Raw genomic sequence first — 12345 nt, forward strand, 5'->3', positions numbered from 1 at the left:
GCGCCAAGCACTCCGGTGAACGAATGCGGGAGCGGGCGGCATGCACGCCGTTTGAGGCGTAAGGCCTTGCGACAACCTCGCCCGCCGAACGATAGACAAGGCGCCGATCACCACCGAAGCTGCCACCAACGCAGATAGAGGATGATTCGCGATGTGGAAGGCATTTGCAATTTTCTACGTGCTCAGCCTTGCTTTCGGCCTGGTCCTAGGCGCGACGCTGCTCCTGGGCCTGTGGGACGAGATGGCATACGCGATCAAGATCCTCGGCGGCATCAGCCTGATCATGGCGCTGGCAACGGCAATTGGCCTCATCGCTTACGCCTTTGACCTGCAGGTCCCTCCCATCGGGTTCTGGCGGCCTTATAGCTGGCTGTTCGGCATCCTTGTCGGCGGGCTGTCGCTGATCAGCGTCGTGCGATTTGCCGGCCAGTTCGAAGGCAGTGACGACCTCACCCCTCTGCTCTGGCTGTGCCTGTCCCTTCTGGTCAACTATTTCAGTTGGCTCGGGATCTGGCGCTACGGCCGCCGTGTGAAGGCGATCGCGGGCTAACCCGAGTAAACCGGCCCGCACCCCTTCGTCACGATAGGAAAGACATGCTCAACCTCGTCCTCTACAGCGACCAGATCGTCCCCGCCTGCGCGGCGATCGATCTCAGGCTCGGCGAGCTGATGGCGGCACGCGGCGCCGGAAAACGCATCGCCTATGTCGCCTCCGGCCCGGAACCGGAACGCGACTTCTTCCTCGCCGGGCAGGCCTATTACGGCAGGCTGGGTCTCGATCTCGCGCTGTTCTTCGATCTGGACAAACCGCATTCGGCGGACGACATTGCGGCGCTTTTCGCCTCAGACGCCATTCACCTGGCAGGCGGGCATACCGGCGGCTTTCTCCAACGGCTGAAGCAAAGCGGCATGCTCGGGCCCCTCAGCGACTGGGCGCTTTCCGGCGGCATCCTCATCGGCGTCAGCGCCGGCGCCATTCTCATGGCCCCGACGATCGCGACCGACGCGATCTTCATCGGTGAACGGCCCGAGGACATCGAGGACGGCGCTGCACTCGGTCTCACGCCCTTCGAGTTCTTCCCGCATCTCGGCGACGACGACACCTACGTGCCCGCGCTTTTGCGCTACAGCCTGTCGACGCCGCGAACGATCCTTGCCTGCAACGACGGCGACGGCATCGTCGTTTCGGGCACCCGGATCGAATGTTTTGGAGATCCCGTGTGGATCGCCGCTGGAACCGTGCAGACGGCGGTCAATATCAGGATAGACGGATTCTCGGTATCCAGGGCGTGACATGGCAGATCCCGAGACCCTCTCACACCGAAGGCAACATCCAATACGCGAGCGCGAGGAACTGCGGGCCATCGTCCTCAAGAGCCCGCTGCTTTCTCCGATCCTCGCAAACTGGGAGAGGATCGCCCTGCCGGATGGCTGGCTCGTGGCCGGGGCCATCGCGCAAACTGTCTGGAACCACGCCTTCGGGTTGCCGCCCACGCACGGCATCAGCGACATCGACATCGTCTATTTCGACGGCGACGACCTCTCCGAAGAGACGGAGGCCGGACACGCCGCCCGCATTGGAGACCTGTTCTGCGACCTGCCCGTCCGGATCGACGTCAAGAACGAGGCGCGCATTCACCTCTGGTACGAGGAGAAGTTCGGCACGCCGATCAGGCCCTATGTCTCGACCCGAGCCGCGATCGCGACATTCCCGACGACCGCGACCGCCATTGGCATCCGCCCTTCCCGCCATGGGCTGGAGATCTCAGCACCCTTTGGCCTTGCCGACCTGATGTCGCTCGTCGTGCGGGCCAACAGGCGCCAGATCACGAGCGAAATTTTTGAACAGAAGGTCGAGCGGTGGCGCGCCGTTTGGCCGGGCCTGACGGTCGAAAGCTGGGATCGGCAGCCGGGTTGAAGCGAGCCCTCCAAGCGCCTGACGGGCCGCACTCGCCCCATCGCATCCGCCCCATCGCGTTCAGGCCGACAACGGCGCCTTATCGCGCAAGGTCACATCGCGCCCGCCCGGGCGGCTTGGCTCTGTCTCACGGCCGCCGGCACCGGCAGCGGATCCGCCCTGCGCCTCCCGGCCCGCGCCTCTTTCGCGGTGATGCCGATGTCGGCGAGGCGCTCCGCGTCCAGTTCGCGCAGATGCTGCAACTGCCAGTACCGCGAGCGCGGCGAGGCGACGAGATAGAGACCGAGTTCCCGGATCATGTCGAGCACCCATGTTTTGCTTCCAACCATGGGCACAGTCTGCACCTCGACTTTTCATAAAAGAAGCTTATCATTCCTATTCAACGCATAATAGAAACTTTGATATGAGTGCTCTCAACCTCGACTATCTCAAAACCTTCGCGCTGGTCGCCGAGCTCGGCAGCTTTTCGGCCGCCGCCGAGCGCCTGGGCCTGACCCAGCCAGCAGTCAGCCTGCAGGTGCGGGTCCTGGAAAAGCAGCTCGGCGTGCGCCTGGTCGAACGGGTCGGCCGCAGGGCGAGGCCGAGTGCGGCCGGCGAGGAACTGCTCGCCCATGCCGCCAGCATCGAGGCTGCCACCAGCCGGGCGATCGAGGCTGTTGCGCGCCATGCCAGGGGCGTTCTTGGCCGCGTGCGGCTCGGCACCGGCGCCACCCCGTGCGCCTTCCTGCTGCCACCGCTGCTTGCCGATCTCAAGCGCCGCTTTCCCGACCTCGACATCACGGTGACGACAGGCAACAGCGCCGACATCGTGCGCGCGGTCGACGAGAACCTCCTCGACATCGGCCTCGTCAGCCTGCCCGTCTCCGGCCGCATCTTCGAGATCATGCCGCTCTTCGACGAGCGCTTCGTGGCGGTTGCGCCGTTTGGAACCGCCCTGCCCGAGACAGTGACGCCCGCGATCCTGGCTGAACGGCCGCTGATCCTTTACGAGCCCGGCGCCAACACGCGGAGGATCACCGACGAATGGCTGGCCACCACAGGCACGACCGTCAAGCCCGTGATGTCGCTCGGCAGCGTCGACGCGATCAAGGAAATGGTCGCCGTCGGCCTCGGCTCAGCCCTCGTCCCGGAAATCGCCCTGCGACCGAACGACCGTGAACGGCTGGTGGTGCGCCCGCTATCGCCCCCGCTCTTTCGCCGCTTCGCCATCGTGCTTCGAAGCGACAAGCGGCTCGACCGGGCGCTGCGCGAAACACTGGCGGCGCTGAAGACAACGGCGTCGCTTGAACAGGACTAGATAAGCCCAAAGGCCGGGTGCAGGGCCGCTAGAGAGGCCGTAGCGACGACGGGCGGGCTGTGGAAGCATGCCAGGGCCTGCGCAGTGTAGGCCTTGACCTCATCGATTAGTTTTGGTTTGGCCATTGGTCTGTCAAAGTCGAAGGAGCAAGCAGTGACGAAGTACGATCCCGATAGATTGAAACTCCGCATCCAGGGGCGCGGCCTGAACACATGGAACTGGCAGCTCCTGCTTGATGGCAAGCAGATCCTAAAGTCCGGGACCATCTCGGGCTCGAGACGCAATGCCGAAGTCGCGGCTGAGGCAGTCTTGCGCGATATGTCGACTGCGTCGGATAAAGACTAAGCCACTCGAAGCTGGCAGGTGGCGCATGCATGCGCGATCTGCACTCTGGCGATCTCGGGTTCTGGTTGGCTGCACCGACCATGGCCCGGACGCCGGCACATCTGCACGAGACGGCTGACCACTCCGGCGAACGCCCCGACGTCGTGTGCGCGGCCGACGAAGGCTGACCGGACTGGGCGGCCGGTTGCGGCCGCGATAGTCGGTCGGTGCCGCCTCCCCGGCGATCAGCCGGGAGGCGTCAGGCTTCGCCGCCGCACCCGGATCCGCATCTTAACGCATGCCGTGCAGTTGCATTTCTCCGTGCCAGCGCTGGTGTCGAGGTCCGCCTCCGTCCGCGCCGCGCCGCAATGGCAGCTGCCGCTGTAGGTCTTCAGCATCCCTTGCTCCCTGCCCTCGTTGTCGGCCCGGATTATGCCACCGGCGCGATTGAAAATCTGCACCGTCACAATCACCGATCGGAAATCGGGTGGGCGCTGGACCCAGCCGGCAGTAGTCAGGGCGCCTCAATCAAGAGAAGGGAAAAGTCCATGACCATGCTGCAAGACAAGATCGTGATCGTCACCGGTGCTTCCTCCGGCATCGGCCGCGCGGTCGCCAGGCTCTTTGCCGCCGAGGGTGCAAAGATCGTCGCCAATGCCCGCGGCGAAGAGCAGCTCGACGCCGTCGTCGAAGCGATCCGCGAGGACGGCGGCGAAGCGATCGCGGTTGGCGGCGACGTTACCGCGGAAGAAACCCATATCCGGCTGGTGGAAGCGGCGCTCAAGCATTTCGGCGGCCTCGACATCGCCGTCAACAATGCCGGCGCGGTCAACGTCATGAAGCCGGTCGCCGAGATTACGCTTGCGGAATGGCAGCAATCGCTTGCCACCAACCTCACCTCCGCCTTCCTCGGCGCCCGCCACCAGATCCCGGCGATGCTCGCCCGTGACGGCGGCTCGCTGGTCTTCACCTCCACCTTCGTCGGCACCAGCGTCGGCATCCCCGGCATGGCCGCCTATGGCGCGGCAAAGGCCGGCCTGATGGGCCTCGTCAAGGGCATCACCGCCGACTATGGCGCACAGGGCATCCGCGCCAACGCGCTGCTTCCCGGCGGCGTCGACACGCCGGCAGCCGGCAGCAAGGAGAACAAGGAATGGGCGGCCGGCCTGCACGCGATGAAGCGCATCGCCCAGCCGGAGGAAATCGCCCAGGCCGCCCTCTTCCTGTCGGGCCCGATGGCAAGCTTCGTCTCGGGCGCGGCACTCTTTGCCGATGGCGGCAACGCAGCGGTGAAGTGACGACAGCAAAAGCGCCGGGGAGACGGGTCCCGGCGCTTCTTCACGCCCGATAGCCTTCGCCCGTCATGGCCGCGACACGCTTTCGGCGACCACTTTCACACCGGTATCTCCGTCGTCTCCTTGCCGGTGCGGATCACGAAGGCGGTGTAATAGCGCGCGACATTGGTTTCCTCGCGAAACAGCCGTTCGGTCAGCGCGTCGAGTTCGTCCATGTCTTTCAGCCGCAGCATCAAGATCGCGTCGGTCTCGCCGCTGACGCTGTAGGCCTGGATCACCGCCGGCTCCTTTTCCGCCATGTCGAGGAAGCGGCGGATATATTGTTCGCCATGGCGCTCGAGCTCGACTGTGATGATCGCCTTCATGGTGCGACCCGCCTTTGCGGGATTAAGCACCGCGACGATCCGGTCGATGACCCCGGTCTCGTGAAGCCGCCTTATGCGGCGCAGGCAGCTCGATGGCGAAAGGCCGACCTCTTCCGCAAGCTCGGCATTGGTGCGCGAGGCATCCACCTGCAAGAGCCTCAAGAGCTTGCTGTCGATCTTGTCCATCCCCGTCCTTGCCCCCTGTTGCGGTCTCTTGCAATTTTATTGCACAAACATGCATATTTTGACCACAACTGCGAACGGCCTCGCGTTAGTCCTTGGACAACATCCCAAGGAGAGACCGCCATGACCGTATTGATCATCCTCTACCGCAAGACCCTTGCCACCCTCGAAGTCTACTTCGACCTGGTGCGCATTATCGTTCCCGTCACCATCGTCACCCACGTGCTGCAGGAACTCGGCGTGATCCGCGCGGTCGCACCGGCCTTCGAGCCGATCATGACGGTGATCGGCCTGCCGCCCGAGTTTGCCTTCGCGTGGCTCACCGGCCTGCTCGTCGGCATCTGGGGCGCCGTCGTCGTGGTCTTCGCGCTGGTGCCGGTCTCGGAACTGACGACCGCCGACATGACGGTGTTTTCAGCGCTGATGCTGGTGGCGCATGCCATCCCGATCGAACAGCGCATCATCCAGAAGGCAGGCCCAAGCTTCCTCGTCACCGCTGCGATAAGGATCGGCGGCGGCCTCATCTTCGCAGCCCTCCTACATCAGACCTTTGCCTTCACCGGATGGCTTGCAACCCCGCTCGCCCCCACCTGGATCCCCGCCAACGAGGGCTCCGGCTGGGTCGCCTTCGCCTTCGGCACCCTGAAGACGCTTCTGACCATGCTCGTCGTGCTGCTCGTGCTCAGCTGGACGATCGAGATCCTCAAGCTCGTCGGCATCCTCGCATGGCTGAACCGGGGCATGGCGCCGCTCTTTCGCCTCGCGGGCGTCAAGACCGAGACCGTGCCCTTTGCCGCCGTCGGCGTTCTCTTGGGCATCTCCTATGGTGGTGCGCTTCTGATCCGAGAGGCGCGCGAGGCCAAGGTCGAGCCGCGCCAAGTGTTCCTTGCCTGCGTCTTCATGGGCTTCGGCCATAGCCTCATCGAGGACACGCTGGTTGTCGTGGCGCTGGGGGCGGATTTCACCAGCGTCTTCTTCGGCCGGCTCGTCTTTGCCATCATCGCCACGGCCATCGTCGCCCGGGTGATCGCCGCAGCACCCGACGCCGTGTTCTTCCGGTCCTTCTTCCGCAAGGACGGCGCCGAACCGGCGCTATCGGAGGCGTAGCGGCCGGCGGGTCGCTGCGGTTTATTCCGCAGCGACCCCCACAGCCAACCCCACCTTATGTCCCATCCGCCCGAAGGCGGCACGGTAGGCAGCCGGCGTCGTCGAAAGCTGCTGGCGGAAGTGATGGCGCAGCGTCTGGGTGGAGCCGAAGCCGGAGGCCTCAGCCACCTGCTCCATGCCGAGCGCCGTTTCCTCCAGCAATTGCCGGGCGCGCGACAGCCGCTCGGACAAAAGCCAGCGCGCCGGCGTCGTGCCGGTCGCCGCCTCGAAGCGGCGCAGGAAGGTGCGCTCACTCATGCCGGCGGCCTTTGCAAGCGCGGCGATCGAAAAATCCTCGCCAAGCCGCGCGCGCATCCGGTCAAGCAGCGGCCCGAGCCGGGCGCTCTCGTGCACGTCCGGCACCGCCCGCTCGATGAACTGTGCCTGGCCGCCGTCGCGATGCGGCGGCACGACGAGGCGACGCGCCACGCGGTTGGCCGCCTCGCTGCCGAAATCGCGGCGGATCAAGTGCAGGCAGAGATCGATGCCGGCCGCACTGCCAGCCGACGTCAAGACCTGACCGCCGTCGACATAGAGCACATCCGGCACCACCTCGACATCGGGATAGAGCGCCTTCAGCTTGTCGGTATAGCGCCAGTGGGTCGTCGCCCGCCGGCCGGAAAGCAGTCCGGCCGCCGCCAGCACGAAGACGCCGGAACAGATGGAAAGGACGCGCGCGCCGTGGGCGTGGGCCTGCCGAAGCGCCTCACAGACCGCCTCCGGTACCGGCTGGTCGGCCCCGCGCCAGCCGGGCACGATGATCGTGCCGGCCTGCCCCAAAAGCTCGATGCCGCCATCAGTGACAAAGCGCACGCCGCCGGTTGCCCGGAGCTCTCCGGGATCGACCGAGGCGACGGCGAAGCAATACCAACCCTCGCCCATTTCCGGCCGCGGCAGGCCGAACATCTCGACCGCGACTCCGAATTCGAAGGTGCAGAGCCCGTCATAGGCAAGCGCCACGACGAGCGGGTTCTGAAGCGGTTGGGCGGTGGAAAACGACTTTGGCATGATCTTGAGCATATATGGCAAAGCTGCCAACTGCCAGCCCCCTTCGACCGCTGCTACACATCTCCTCGTCAACCCGCACCGAGCCAAGGAGAGCCCCCATGAGCTTTGTCACCGAAACCCCTGCCGCTTCCCCCGAGATCGCCATCGCCCATTTTGCCAAGCGCCTGAGCGTCGAGACCGACTGCGCGGACGTTGCTCACGCGCTGAAAAGCGGCGAGCAGGATTTCGTACTTCTGCACGTGGTCGGATCGGACGCCGCCTATGCCCGCCGCCATGTGCCGGGCGCCATCCACCTGCCCCACCGGCAGATCACCGCGGAGCGCATGGCGGAATGGCCTGAAGACACCCTCTTCGTCACCTATTGCGCCGGTCCGCATTGCAACGGCGCCGACCAGGCGGCGCTCAAGCTCGCCCGCCTCGGTCGTCCCGTGAAGATCATGATCGGCGGCATCACCGGCTGGGAAGACGAGGACCTTGCCTTCGCCAGCGGCGCGGCTCCGGGCGAAGCACAGGCCCTGCTCGCCGCCTGAGCCAGGCGCGACGGTGCTCATTCCCGCGCCGCGCGCCTTGTCGGACGCGCGGCGCTGCAGCATCCGGGATCGCGCTTGATTTCACCCTGAAATCGATCGCGATCCCGGCAAATGGTGCAGTGCGGGCGGTCTTTCGCCGGCCTTGCGTAACCCGCGCCTTCCCATTAACCCCTTTGCACGAGCGATCGAGATGCAGGCATCACCCCTCACCATCAGGCCGTTCGAGCATCGCGACGTGGCCGACGTGCTGCGGCTGATGCGCGGACTTGCGGTGTTCGAAGGCTACATCGACAAGTTCTGCGTTACCGAAGCGGATCTGGTCGGGCATGGCTTGGGCGCAAACCCGCGGTTCGGCGTGCTGGTCGCCGAGCGCGGCGGCCGGGCGGTCGGCATCGCCGTGTACTATGTCATCCCCTGGACCTACGATCTGAAGCCGACGCTGGTGGTGAAGGAACTTTCGTCGATGAAACAGCACGTTCCTCGGGCGCTGGCGCCGCACTGATCGACGGCCTGAAACGCCATGCCGCCAACATCGGCGCCCCGTGCATCAACTGGACGGTGCTGGCGACCAACGAAACTGCCAAGCATTTTTACCGCCGCGAAGGCGGCAGCCACGACGCCACCTGGGAACCCTGGACGATGCCGATCGGACGTTCAAGGCGGTAACGAAAGCCAGTGATCGCACGGGCCACGGCACCGGAACGGCGTCTAATCCCGTCAAAGCCTTGATAACCCGCCTGGGTAGGGCAGCGCGCGGTTTTGCCTAGCCCAAATTGACTACTCAAATGCCACTTAAATTTTATTGATTTCAGGCACCGCTTTTGCCAAACTGTACCTGTAATTGCACACCGCAGACATACAATCCCCGGAAGAGTTCGTATGGTTGCGTTTTTATTGCCGTGCAGTTGCATTATTTATTTTTATTGCGCGCTTGGGCCTCCGCTCCCCGCGGAGGCCCAATTCATTTGAGAAATGGGGAACGAGAAAAGGCCCCGACCATTTGCGGTCGGGGCCTTTTCATTTTGACTGCCACAGGGCCTTTCAGAGGCTTGTGCGCCCCTCAATGCCCGCCGAGCACCAGCGTCTGTACCGGCAGCATCAGCGCCTGCATGCGCAGGATCATCGCATGGACGAGACCCACGGTGTCGACCACGTGCAGATAGATCCAGCGGCCGGTGCTGATATCGGCCGACTCCAGCTCGTCGTGGCTGTTGGTATAGGCATTGGCGATGCAGCTGCTGCCCGGAGGAACGCCATCGAGCACACCCGGATAAAGCGGCTCCATGAAGACGGTCAGCGTGCCGGGCTGCGAGATCTGCGTGATATCGATCAGCTGGTCGCTGGCGCGCACCTGGCCGGCGGCAATCACGTCCTGCACTTCGGTAACGACGAGCGGAATGATGGTGAAGGGCTTGCCGATGCAGGTCGCCTCCCCGATCATGCCGACCTTCATCACCTGCGTCTCGATCTGGCCGAAGCCGGCCACGAGCCGCGCCCGGCCGGCATCCTCCGGCACCAGGACGCCCGCCGGCCTGAGAAGCGGGTTGACGACTTCGCCGACGCGGAGCGTGAACTGCTGCAACGAGCCTGAGACACCGGCGCGCACCGTGGCCTTGGTGATATCGACTTCCGCCTCCTTCAGCGCCGCTTCGGCGCTCGCCTTCTGCGAAGGCAGCAGCGACTGCAGCTTGGTCTCCAGCGTCTGCTTGTTGGATTGGGCCGCGGTCAACGCACCCTTGCTGCCTTCAAGCGCGACCTGCCGGCGTTCGATTTCGCGCCGGGCGACCACGTTGGGGTTCAACTTGTTGAGTTCGACCTGGGTGTCGTACTCGTCCTGGGCCTGCTGCACGGCCGCCTGGGCCTGCACGATCGCGCCATCGGCGGCGATGAGCTCGGTACGCGAGACGGTCATCTCGGCATCGACTTCGGCAATCTGCCGGCGCGCGACCTCGGCGGCGGCTTCCTCTTCCGAGCTGTCGAGCTTGAACAGCGGCTGGCCGGCCTTCACCTTCTCGAAGCGCGAGACGTAGATCTCGGCAACGCGCCCGCCGGTTTCCGGCAGGACCGCGACCGTACGGAACGCCGCGGTGACGTTCTTCGTCGACGGGTGGAAGTAGAAGATCAGCGTGATCAGCGAGATCGTCAGGATGATGCAGGCTGTGATGCCGTAACGCAGTTCGAACCAGACGGAGTAGATCGTGATCTCCTTGCCGAACCTCCTGCCCTGGACATAGCGGCGGAAGAGATAATCCGGCAGGATGGTCAACATCGAGCAAAGCATGAATTCGAACATGGCTCAGACCTTCCCTTCCACCGACGGCTGTTCTGCAGGTGCGGCCGGATGGTCCGCGGACGGCTCGGGCTCACCCGGCACCGGTTCACTGGCTGGATCCACCTTGCCGGCGATCCTCTCCAGCGAACGGGAGATCGACGAGAGCGGCGACGAAAAATCCGGCAGGTCGATCAACGCCAGAATCAGCGCCGCGATCCAGAAGATGTTGTTGTGCGTGAGCAGCGAGATCAGCCCCAGCACCGCCACCAGTTCGTATTGAACCTTGTGGCTCTTGTGCGCCATGGTTTCCGGCAGCGAATGCAGCCGGAGATAGAAGGTGCCGAGGGCGAAGATCGCCAGGACCATGAAGATGACAACGACGTTGAACAGGACGTCGCTCTGTCCCGGCGCTGTGATGAATGCTGGTAAGTGATGAATGGCAGTCGGATGTATGCTGTCGGACATCATGTCTTCCCCGAGAGAAGATGGACCATAGAATCGCACATTAGCACCCCCAAAAAAAAACAAAACAACAGCTTGCACATCAACCACAACTTGACCTTGCGACGTCACGCACCCTAACAAATCGGCGCACTGCCACGGTGAAGTGCCGCCGGGTTCGAGCAGGATCAAAGCGCCCTTGCTGTTCCCTCGGGAACGGCGTTGCATGTCCGCCCGCCCTAACGCGCGCGGCAGTGTCGCGCCCGCCCATTGCCGCAAGAAGGAGACCGCCATGGCCCAGAATATCTACGACAAGCCGGAATTCTTCGAAGGCTACAGCCAGCTCGGGCGCTCGTTGCATGGCCTTGCCGGCGCTGCCGAATGGCCGGCGATTCGCGCCCAATTGCCGGATCTGTCGGGAAATCGCGTCGTCGATCTCGGCTGCGGCTATGGCTGGTTTTCGCGTTATGCCCGCGAGGCCGGAGCCGCCCATGTGGTCGGGCTCGATCTCTCGGAAAAGATGATCGCCCGCGCCAAGGCCGACACGTCCGATGCTGCGATCGATTACCGCATCGCCGATCTCGACCAGCTCGACCTCCCCGAAGCGAGCTTCGACTTCGCCTACAGCTCGCTCGCCTTCCACTATGTCGAGGACTTCGGCCGGCTCGTCGCCACCATCCACCGGGCGCTCGTGCCGGGCGCCCACTTCGTGTTCACCATCGAGCACCCGATCTACATGGCCTCCCACAATCCCGGCTGGCGGATCGATAACGGCGAACGCACCTGGCCGATCGACCACTATTCCGAGGAAGGACCGCGAACGACCGACTGGCTGGCAAAGGGCGTGATCAAACACCACCGCACGCTCGGCACCACGCTCAACACGCTGATATCAACAGGCTTTGCCATTCGCCATGTCGAGGAGTGGCGCCCGACCGAAGCGCAGATCGCCGAAATCCCGGCACTGGCCGAAGAGGTCGATCGCCCGATGATCCTGATCGTGAAGGTGCAGAAGTAGGGAGGCCATCTCCCAGCCTGGCTTGCAGTCAGTTGGCTGAAAGGAACGCCTCAGTGGCGCCGCCGCGGCAGGCATGAAACGTCCCGATCACAACTGCTTCCCCACTGGAAACATTTGCTTTTCCCCAAAGCGTTTTTCCGGTCTTGCGGTTTGGCGAGGTGAGAGACCGGAAGGACGCAGGCATGGTTTCATTCACGCAGCCGAGGACAAGGGCACGCACCGTCTGAACCCCGCATTCGAGACCGCGCGCGTTCAAGCGGTTTTGCGGGATTTCCCTGAGCCGCTGCTCCACGCCCTTCACCAGAAACCGCACGTCGTCGCCGGAAACCGCGCTTGAGGACAAGAACTGCTGCAGTTTGCTGCGCTCGGCGGAATAGCTGATCTTTGGGCAGGCGCCGGCGGCCTCTACCGCCGCTGCACCAAAGGCAAAGAACAGGAAGACAGCGGCAGAGAGGCAGTTTAGGTGCTGGTATTTCGTCATCGGTTCTTCGGCTTCACGCAATCGCAGAGCGGGAACATAACGAGGAAGACACCACCTAGAAAGTGCA

The 12345-nt window shown here is 64.0% G+C and carries 18 protein-coding genes; 12 read left to right on the forward strand and 6 right to left on the reverse strand.

All coding sequences use genetic code 11. The features are described from left to right. Window positions 1-151: 151 nt before the first annotated feature. The 3 genes from LAC81_RS11155 to LAC81_RS11165 are packed head-to-tail and all read left to right on the forward strand — an operon-like array spanning window position 152 to window position 1918. Entirely contained in the window at window positions 152-550 is a 399-nt protein-coding gene (locus tag LAC81_RS11155) for a hypothetical protein (RefSeq protein WP_223724835.1), read from the forward strand. 44 nt (window positions 551-594) lie between these two features. Next, window positions 595-1293, forward strand: a complete 699-nt coding sequence (locus tag LAC81_RS11160; RefSeq protein ID WP_223724836.1) for a Type 1 glutamine amidotransferase-like domain-containing protein — start codon at window positions 595-597, stop codon at window positions 1291-1293. A gap of 1 nt (window position 1294) precedes the next feature. Further along, the gene (locus LAC81_RS11165; RefSeq protein ID WP_223724837.1) at window positions 1295-1918 is read left to right on the forward strand and encodes a nucleotidyltransferase family protein; all 624 of its coding nucleotides are present in this window, start codon (window positions 1295-1297) and stop codon (window positions 1916-1918) included. Window positions 1919-2010: 92 nt separating this feature from the next. Here the strand turns inward: LAC81_RS11165 and LAC81_RS11170 are convergent, their stop codons facing one another. Beyond that, window positions 2011-2247 (reverse strand): hypothetical protein, encoded by a 237-nt coding sequence (locus LAC81_RS11170; protein ID WP_223724838.1) that lies wholly within the window; start codon window positions 2245-2247, stop codon window positions 2011-2013. Window positions 2248-2321: 74 nt separating this feature from the next. Between LAC81_RS11170 and LAC81_RS11175 the strand changes: the two genes are divergently transcribed. From LAC81_RS11175 to LAC81_RS11190, 4 genes are all read left to right on the forward strand, one after another. Beyond that, entirely contained in the window at window positions 2322-3215 is an 894-nt protein-coding gene (locus LAC81_RS11175) for a LysR family transcriptional regulator (protein WP_223724839.1), read from the forward strand. A gap of 153 nt (window positions 3216-3368) precedes the next feature. Beyond that, the gene (locus LAC81_RS11180) at window positions 3369-3560 is read left to right on the forward strand and encodes a hypothetical protein (RefSeq protein WP_223724840.1); all 192 of its coding nucleotides are present in this window, start codon (window positions 3369-3371) and stop codon (window positions 3558-3560) included. A gap of 29 nt (window positions 3561-3589) precedes the next feature. Beyond that, window positions 3590-3727: a hypothetical protein gene (locus LAC81_RS11185; RefSeq protein ID WP_223724841.1), complete on the forward strand. Its 138-nt coding sequence runs from the start codon at window positions 3590-3592 to the stop codon at window positions 3725-3727. 360 nt (window positions 3728-4087) lie between these two features. Then, the gene (locus LAC81_RS11190; RefSeq protein ID WP_223724842.1) at window positions 4088-4837 is read left to right on the forward strand and encodes an SDR family oxidoreductase; all 750 of its coding nucleotides are present in this window, start codon (window positions 4088-4090) and stop codon (window positions 4835-4837) included. Window positions 4838-4932: 95 nt separating this feature from the next. On the opposite strand, the gene LAC81_RS11195 is transcribed toward LAC81_RS11190, so the two are convergent. Then, the gene (locus tag LAC81_RS11195) at window positions 4933-5385 is read right to left on the reverse strand and encodes an Lrp/AsnC family transcriptional regulator (protein WP_034792802.1); all 453 of its coding nucleotides are present in this window, start codon (window positions 5383-5385) and stop codon (window positions 4933-4935) included. Window positions 5386-5505: 120 nt separating this feature from the next. Between LAC81_RS11195 and LAC81_RS11200 the strand changes: the two genes are divergently transcribed. After that, the gene (locus tag LAC81_RS11200) at window positions 5506-6489 is read left to right on the forward strand and encodes a nucleoside recognition domain-containing protein (RefSeq protein WP_223724843.1); all 984 of its coding nucleotides are present in this window, start codon (window positions 5506-5508) and stop codon (window positions 6487-6489) included. Between the two features lie 21 nt (window positions 6490-6510). Here the strand turns inward: LAC81_RS11200 and ftrA are convergent, their stop codons facing one another. Continuing rightward, window positions 6511-7548, reverse strand: a complete 1038-nt coding sequence (ftrA, locus tag LAC81_RS11205) for a transcriptional regulator FtrA (protein WP_419195822.1) — start codon at window positions 7546-7548, stop codon at window positions 6511-6513. Between the two features lie 86 nt (window positions 7549-7634). Here ftrA and LAC81_RS11210 point away from each other — a divergent pair, with 86 nt between their 5' ends. The 3 genes from LAC81_RS11210 (at window position 7635) to LAC81_RS38530 (ending at window position 8732) form a co-directional block, all read left to right on the forward strand. Beyond that, on the forward strand, window positions 7635-8066 hold the full coding sequence (locus tag LAC81_RS11210; protein ID WP_223724844.1) for a rhodanese-like domain-containing protein: 432 nt from the start codon (window positions 7635-7637) through the stop codon (window positions 8064-8066). A gap of 190 nt (window positions 8067-8256) precedes the next feature. Next, window positions 8257-8568 carry a hypothetical protein gene (locus LAC81_RS11215; RefSeq protein ID WP_223724845.1) on the forward strand — a complete coding sequence of 104 codons (312 nt, stop codon included), beginning with the start codon at window positions 8257-8259 and terminating at the stop codon, window positions 8566-8568. Continuing rightward, entirely contained in the window at window positions 8481-8732 is a 252-nt protein-coding gene (locus LAC81_RS38530; protein ID WP_223727808.1) for a GNAT family N-acetyltransferase, read from the forward strand. Before LAC81_RS11215 ends, LAC81_RS38530 begins: the two co-directional genes overlap by 88 nt. A 394-nt stretch (window positions 8733-9126) precedes the next feature. Here LAC81_RS38530 and LAC81_RS11225 read toward each other — a convergent pair whose 3' ends face one another. Both LAC81_RS11225 and LAC81_RS11230 read right to left on the reverse strand, forming a co-directional pair. Then, on the reverse strand, window positions 9127-10359 hold the full coding sequence (locus LAC81_RS11225; protein ID WP_223724846.1) for an HlyD family secretion protein: 1233 nt from the start codon (window positions 10357-10359) through the stop codon (window positions 9127-9129). A gap of 3 nt (window positions 10360-10362) precedes the next feature. Next, window positions 10363-11073 carry a hypothetical protein gene (locus tag LAC81_RS11230; RefSeq protein WP_223724847.1) on the reverse strand — a complete coding sequence of 237 codons (711 nt, stop codon included), beginning with the start codon at window positions 11071-11073 and terminating at the stop codon, window positions 10363-10365. Between LAC81_RS11230 and LAC81_RS11235 the strand changes: the two genes are divergently transcribed. Further along, window positions 11072-11797: a class I SAM-dependent methyltransferase gene (locus tag LAC81_RS11235; protein WP_223724848.1), complete on the forward strand. Its 726-nt coding sequence runs from the start codon at window positions 11072-11074 to the stop codon at window positions 11795-11797. The two genes, LAC81_RS11230 and LAC81_RS11235, sit on opposite strands and share 2 nt — an antisense overlap. A 28-nt stretch (window positions 11798-11825) precedes the next feature. On the opposite strand, the gene LAC81_RS11240 is transcribed toward LAC81_RS11235, so the two are convergent. Next, window positions 11826-12278: a hypothetical protein gene (locus LAC81_RS11240; RefSeq protein WP_223724849.1), complete on the reverse strand. Its 453-nt coding sequence runs from the start codon at window positions 12276-12278 to the stop codon at window positions 11826-11828. Between the last annotated feature and the right edge of the window lie 67 nt (window positions 12279-12345).

Source organism: Ensifer adhaerens (genome assembly GCF_020035535.1).
GTDB lineage: Bacteria > Pseudomonadota > Alphaproteobacteria > Rhizobiales > Rhizobiaceae > Ensifer.

What these genes read in the sequence shown, in the direction of transcription:
- LAC81_RS11210 (WP_223724844.1), top strand. Translation starts at nt 7,635, where the DNA reads ATGAGCTTTGTCACCGAAACCCCTGCCGCTTCCCCCGAGATCGCCATC.
- LAC81_RS11200 (WP_223724843.1), top strand. Translation starts at nt 5,506, where the DNA reads ATGACCGTATTGATCATCCTCTACCGCAAGACCCTTGCCACCCTCGAA.
- LAC81_RS11175 (WP_223724839.1), top strand. Translation starts at nt 2,322, where the DNA reads ATGAGTGCTCTCAACCTCGACTATCTCAAAACCTTCGCGCTGGTCGCC.
- LAC81_RS11160 (WP_223724836.1), top strand. Translation starts at nt 595, where the DNA reads ATGCTCAACCTCGTCCTCTACAGCGACCAGATCGTCCCCGCCTGCGCG.
- LAC81_RS11190 (WP_223724842.1), top strand. Translation starts at nt 4,088, where the DNA reads ATGACCATGCTGCAAGACAAGATCGTGATCGTCACCGGTGCTTCCTCC.
- LAC81_RS11170 (WP_223724838.1), bottom strand. Translation starts at nt 2,247, where the DNA reads ATGGTTGGAAGCAAAACATGGGTGCTCGACATGATCCGGGAACTCGGT.
- LAC81_RS11165 (WP_223724837.1), top strand. Translation starts at nt 1,295, where the DNA reads ATGGCAGATCCCGAGACCCTCTCACACCGAAGGCAACATCCAATACGC.
- LAC81_RS11235 (WP_223724848.1), top strand. Translation starts at nt 11,072, where the DNA reads ATGGCCCAGAATATCTACGACAAGCCGGAATTCTTCGAAGGCTACAGC.
- LAC81_RS11240 (WP_223724849.1), bottom strand. Translation starts at nt 12,278, where the DNA reads ATGACGAAATACCAGCACCTAAACTGCCTCTCTGCCGCTGTCTTCCTG.
- LAC81_RS11155 (WP_223724835.1), top strand. Translation starts at nt 152, where the DNA reads ATGTGGAAGGCATTTGCAATTTTCTACGTGCTCAGCCTTGCTTTCGGC.
- LAC81_RS11230 (WP_223724847.1), bottom strand. Translation starts at nt 11,073, where the DNA reads ATGGCGGTCTCCTTCTTGCGGCAATGGGCGGGCGCGACACTGCCGCGC.
- ftrA (WP_419195822.1), bottom strand. Translation starts at nt 7,548, where the DNA reads ATGCTCAAGATCATGCCAAAGTCGTTTTCCACCGCCCAACCGCTTCAG.
- LAC81_RS11195 (WP_034792802.1), bottom strand. Translation starts at nt 5,385, where the DNA reads ATGGACAAGATCGACAGCAAGCTCTTGAGGCTCTTGCAGGTGGATGCC.
- LAC81_RS11215 (WP_223724845.1), top strand. Translation starts at nt 8,257, where the DNA reads ATGCAGGCATCACCCCTCACCATCAGGCCGTTCGAGCATCGCGACGTG.
- LAC81_RS11225 (WP_223724846.1), bottom strand. Translation starts at nt 10,359, where the DNA reads ATGTTCGAATTCATGCTTTGCTCGATGTTGACCATCCTGCCGGATTAT.
- LAC81_RS11185 (WP_223724841.1), top strand. Translation starts at nt 3,590, where the DNA reads ATGCGCGATCTGCACTCTGGCGATCTCGGGTTCTGGTTGGCTGCACCG.